Raw genomic sequence first — 4,805 nt, 5'->3', positions numbered from 1 at the left:
GCCGTCCGTCCCCCGCGGCCCCGCGCCGCGCGCGGGCGGCCCCCGGGGGGGGCCCCCCCCCCCCCCGACCGGGACCGCTATCTCGGCGTCATCGAACAGCGCTGCGCGCTGCGCATGAACGGCGCCGAGTGGCAGGCCGCGACGTACCACAAGGCGCGCGCGAGCGGGCTCGGGCGGGACGATGCGCTCGCCGCGACGACCCGCAGGTACTGCGAGCTGATGCACCGGGGGGAGCCGGTGCACACCTGGCCCGTCGGGCTGCCGGAGCCCGCGGTGACGCTCGGCTGACGGCGGGGCGAGCGGCAGGAGCGGGCGGTGCCGGCGAACGGTACGGGCGGGCGCGGCCGGTCAGTTGGTCCTGGCGCCGGCCTTGATGATCGCGTTCAGGATGACCTCCTGGATGTCGGCCGGGTCGTTGACCAGGTGCCCGGAGCCGCCGGTGGCCGCGGCGATCTGCTCGATCTCGTCCTTGTCCGTGTCCGGGCCGACGGCGATCGCGATGAGCGGCACCGGGCGCTCCGGGTCGGACAGCTCCTCGAGGCGGCTGATGAGGTTGCTGCGGGAGATCGACCCGGGGTCCTCGTTCTTGCCGTCGGTGACCACGACCAGCGCGTTGAACTTGCCGTTCCTGTAGCCGGAGGTGGCCTCCTGGTAGGCGGCCAGGGTGGTGTCGTAGAGGCCGGTGGCGCCGTCGGGAACGGGCTGCAGCGAGGTGAACGCCGCGTTGAGCCGGTCGAGCTGGGTGCCCGCGCCCTTGCGGTCGCCGAGCCGCTCCGTCGGCACGAGCCGCTTGTAGTCGCGGTTGCCGTCCAGGTGCGTGGAGAACTCCCACAGGCCGATCTCGTCCTCGGGCGTGAAGGTCCGCAGTGCGGCCAGCATGGAGGCCTTGGTGACCTCCATCCGTGACTGGCCGCGGTTCGGCACCAGGTTGCCCATGGAGCCGGAGGCGTCGACGACGGTGGTGATGCGCGCGCTCTGCACCGTGATCGTCCACATGCCGAGGGTCTGCTCGACCTGCTCGTCGGTGGCCGGGTCCGCGCTGGGCTCCGCGTACGGCTGCGGGGAACGGCCGCCGGCCTGCGCCGCGACCGTCTCCGGCGAGCTGGTGTCCTCGGTGCGGAAGCCGTGCTTCTCCATGATCGAGCGGCCGTCGGGCGCGGAGAGGAGCGTCATGAAGCGCAGGGCGGCCCGGCTCTCGTCGGTGGTCAGCGCGGACTCGTCGACCAGCGAGAAGGGGTAGTCCAGGGCGGGGGAGCCGTCCTTGGGGTAGAAGAGGTCGAGGGCGCCGTCGTCGCCCACCTCCGCGTTGTGCGTGAACGCGGCCTGCTCGGACACGATCAGCGCCTCGTTGCGCCGCGGGTTGCCGGCCTCGGTGCCGGAGGAGTCGCGGGCCACCGTGTCCATCAGCTGGCCGTCGTTGTCCGACGTGCGCTGGGCCAGGACCTTGGCCATGGCGGCGGCCTCGGTGCCGTCGCCGTCGCCCGACTTCTGCGCCGCGGCGGACAGCTTGGTCAGGGCGAGCAGGCCCGTCGCGCTGCGGGCCGGGTCGGCGGCGCCGAGGCGCACGGTGTCCCCCTCCATGGCGGCGCCGGTCAACTCGGTCCACGAGTACGTCTTGTTCGGCCAGCCGAAGGACTTCGCCGCGGAGGGGACCATGCCCACGCCGATCGGCGAGGAGGCGAAGGTGCCCGCGGCCGTGACCGGGACCGCCTTCGAGTTCTGCGTGACGCGCTTGATCCACAGGCTCGAGTCCGGCACCCACACCTGGAAGTCGGACCGGTCGCCCTGGCGCCGCAGCGTCTCGGCGACCTTGTACGACTCGCTCGCGGTGACCGTGATGTCGAGGCAGTTCCCGTCCGAGGTGATCTTCTGCTCGTGCACGCGGTCGGCCGCGTCGCGCAGCGCGGGGGCGACGTCGGGCGAGGCCATGACGCCGAGGCTCACGGACCCGTCGCACCCGTCGCCGATGCCGAGCAGATCGCTGCGGATCGCCAGGGCCGTGCCTGCCGCCACGACGAGGACGAGGGCCGTCGCGATGGCCACCGTGCGGCCGCGTGACCGAGGCCGGGGGTCGGCCGTGGCCGACCCGTACCCGTCGGGCATGCTGCTGTGACGTCCCATGGCGGTGGTGCCCCTCCCTGAGCCATAAAGGCAGTTGCGATATAAGCGGTGATGCGAGGGAGGGCAGGGGTGCGCCGGTCTGCGGCGCTCCGCCCCCCTCGGCCTGTCGCGCGCGATCTTCGTACCTGCATTCGAGACCCTAGCGGTGCGGCGTGAGGGATGAGGCGGGATTACTGAACTGGCGTCAAGAGTGCAGGTGGAGGCAGTGCAGGTGGCCGATTCTTTTCCCGGCGAGGGCCCTTCGCGACGAATTCTGCGGAGTGAGACGCTGATCGTTCTGGGGCTTTCGCTCGGTGCGAGCGGCGTGTCCGCGCTGATCAGCTTTGTCGGATCGGTCACCAAACCGGGCGGTCTGAAGGACCAGGCGGCGACGCTCAACGCCTCCGCGGCGCCGGGCCGCCCCTGGCTGGATCTGGCCTGGCAGTTGTTCGGGATCGCGAGCGCTCTCGTGCCCGTCGCGCTCGTCGCGCACCTCCTGCTGCGGGAGGGCGAGAGCCTGCGCGTGATCGGCTTCGACCGCACCCGGCCGTGGTTCGATCTGGCGCGCGGCGCCGGTGTCGCCGCCGTCATCGGCAGCACCGGCATCGCCTTCTATCTCGCCGCGCGCGGCCTGGGCTTCAACCTGACGGTGGTGCCCGAGGCGCTGCCGGACGTGTGGTGGAAGTACCCCGTCCTGATCCTCTCGGCGGTGCAGAACGCGGTGCTCGAAGAGGTCATCGTCCTCGGCTATCTGCTGCGCCGGCTCGGCCAGTTGGGCTGGACGCCGGGGCAGGCGCTGATCGCCTCGTCCGTGCTGCGCGGCTCGTACCACCTGTACCAGGGCGTCGGCGGCTTCCTCGGGAACGTCGCGATGGGCATCGTCTTCACGCTGCTGTACCGGCGGTGGGGGCGGGTCGGGCCGCTGGTGGTGGCCCATTCTCTCCTCGACATCGGCGCGTTCGTCGGGTACGGGCTGCTCGCCGGCAAGGTCGACTGGCTCCCCACCGCCTGATCCTCCGTCAGGCGTGCAGTTCGCCCTCCACGACGGTCACGGCGTGGCCGGTGAGCAGGGTCCGCGCGCCGCGCAGGCCGACGCGGACGAGGCCGGTGCGGGCCGAGGCCTGGAGGCCGGTGAGGTCGTCGCGGCCGGTCCTGGCGGCCCAGAACGGGGCGAGCGCGGTGTGCGCGCTGCCGGTCACCGGGTCCTCGTCGATGCCGACGTTCGGGAAGAAGCACCGGGACACGAAGTCGTAGCCCGTGCCGGGGTCCTGGGCGAGCGCGGTCGCGATCACCCCGCGCCGTGAGCCCCGGGCCAGCGCGGCGAGGTCCGGCGCCAGGTCCCGTACCGCCTGCTCGTCGGCGAGTTCGACGAGCAGGTCGCCGATCGCGTCCCCGGTGTCGTGCGCCGACAGCGGCCGTACGCCGAGTGCCTCGGTGATCGCGTGGGGGACCGGCTCCTCGGTGAGGGGGGCGGTCGGGAAGTCGAGGGTGATCGATCCGTCCGCGTGCGGGGTGGCGACCAGGACGCCGCTGCGCGTCGCGAACCGTACCGGGCCTTCGGACGCGCCCGTCGTGTGCAGTACGTGCGCGGTGGCCAGTGTGGCGTGCCCGCACATGTCGACCTCGGTGGTCGGCGTGAACCAGCGCAGCGCCCAGTCGGCGGCGCCGCCCTCGGGCAGCGGATGCGCGAACGCGGTCTCCGCGTGATTGACCTCCCGGGCGACGTGCTGCATCCACTCGTCCTCGGGAAAGGCGTCGAGCAGCAGCACGCCGGCGGGGTTCCCGGCGAAGGGGCGGTCGGTGAAGGCGTCGACGATGCGAATGATCATGCCGCCGACGGTAGCCGCCGGGGTGTCCGCGGGCCGCCGGTTTTCGCGGCAGGTCAGCCCGCACGACCGCGCAAGGGGTTGCCTTGCGATCGCTTCCGATATATCGTCGAGACATCGCGATCGATTGAAGATCACGGTAACGAACTGTCATGTCGGACAGGGAAGGACTGATGGAGATGCATACGCAAGGACACGATCACGAGCACGGACACGGGCACTGCGGCCCCGGCCACCACGGCCGGGGCGGCTTCGAGGGACGCCGGGCGTTCGGGCCCTTCGGGCCGGGGTTCGGTCCCGGTCCCTGGGGTGGACGCGGAGGCCGCGGTGGCGGCCCGCGCGGACGGGCTCGGCGCGGTGACGTGCGGGCCTCGATCCTGGCGCTGCTCAAGGACCGCCCGATGCACGGCTACGAGATGATCCAGGAGATCGCCGAGCGCAGCGGCGGCGCGTGGAAGCCCAGCCCGGGTTCCGTCTACCCGACGCTGCAGCTGCTCGAGGACGAGGGCCTGATCGCCAGCGCGAGCGAGGGTGGCAAGAAGCTCTTCTCGCTCACCGACGACGGGCGGACCGCCGCCGAGGAAGGGCCCGACGCTCCTTGGGAGGAAGCGGGCCGCGGCGTCGACTGGGACGCGATGAACGAGATCCGGCAGGCCGGCTTCGGTCTGATGGAGGCGTTCGGCCAGGTCTGGAAGACCGGCAGCAAGGAGCAGCGCGAGAAGGCGCTCTCCGTGATCAACGAGGCGCGCAAGAAGCTGTACCTGATCCTCGCCGACGAGGACTGATCCCCGTGCGGGACCGGCAGGAGGACGGCAGAGCGTCGGGGGGGTGGGGGCGCGTGCCGCCGCCGGCGGGGCGCCGGCGTGACTGGGGGGGGGA

The 4,805-nt window shown here is 72.3% G+C and carries 4 protein-coding genes and 1 pseudogene; 3 read left to right on the top strand and 2 right to left on the bottom strand.

Annotated elements, in window-relative coordinates; translation table 11 throughout:
* Positions 1-288, top strand: a pseudogene (locus tag ACFW9D_RS26390) (glutamate--cysteine ligase); the annotation flags it as partial.
* A 60-nt stretch (positions 289-348) separates the two neighbouring features.
* Here ACFW9D_RS26390 and ACFW9D_RS26385 read toward each other — a convergent pair.
* Positions 349-2,121 (bottom strand): substrate-binding and VWA domain-containing protein, encoded by a 1,773-nt coding sequence (locus ACFW9D_RS26385; protein ID WP_384625575.1) that lies wholly within the window; start codon positions 2,119-2,121, stop codon positions 349-351.
* Positions 2,122-2,311: 190 nt separating this feature from the next.
* Here ACFW9D_RS26385 and ACFW9D_RS26380 point away from each other — a divergent pair, with 190 nt between their 5' ends.
* A complete protein-coding gene (locus ACFW9D_RS26380) occupies positions 2,312-3,112 on the top strand; it encodes a CPBP family intramembrane glutamic endopeptidase (protein WP_384625572.1) in 801 nt (266 codons plus the stop codon).
* A gap of 7 nt (positions 3,113-3,119) precedes the next feature.
* Here ACFW9D_RS26380 and ACFW9D_RS26375 read toward each other — a convergent pair whose 3' ends face one another.
* On the bottom strand, positions 3,120-3,929 hold the full coding sequence (locus tag ACFW9D_RS26375) for a PhzF family phenazine biosynthesis protein (protein ID WP_384625569.1): 810 nt from the start codon (positions 3,927-3,929) through the stop codon (positions 3,120-3,122).
* Between the two features lie 176 nt (positions 3,930-4,105).
* Here ACFW9D_RS26375 and ACFW9D_RS26370 point away from each other — a divergent pair, with 176 nt between their 5' ends.
* Complete coding sequence (locus tag ACFW9D_RS26370) at positions 4,106-4,711, top strand: PadR family transcriptional regulator (protein ID WP_188340125.1); 606 nt, start codon at positions 4,106-4,108, stop codon at positions 4,709-4,711.
* The last annotated feature ends 94 nt before the right edge of the window (positions 4,712-4,805 follow it).

The sequence above is a fragment of the Streptomyces sp. NPDC059524 genome (assembly GCF_042749255.1).
GTDB lineage: Bacteria > Actinomycetota > Actinomycetes > Streptomycetales > Streptomycetaceae > Streptomyces > Streptomyces xanthii.
The sequence above is the reverse complement of the archived record's forward strand: the minus strand, read 5'-3'. Positions and strand labels throughout refer to the sequence as shown.

Coding starts and splice junctions, on each gene's coding strand:
- ACFW9D_RS26385 (WP_384625575.1), bottom strand. CDS start 2,121: ATGGGACGTCACAGCAGCATGCCCGACGGGTACGGGTCGGCCACGGCC.
- ACFW9D_RS26375 (WP_384625569.1), bottom strand. CDS start 3,929: ATGATCATTCGCATCGTCGACGCCTTCACCGACCGCCCCTTCGCCGGG.
- ACFW9D_RS26370 (WP_188340125.1), top strand. CDS start 4,106: ATGCATACGCAAGGACACGATCACGAGCACGGACACGGGCACTGCGGC.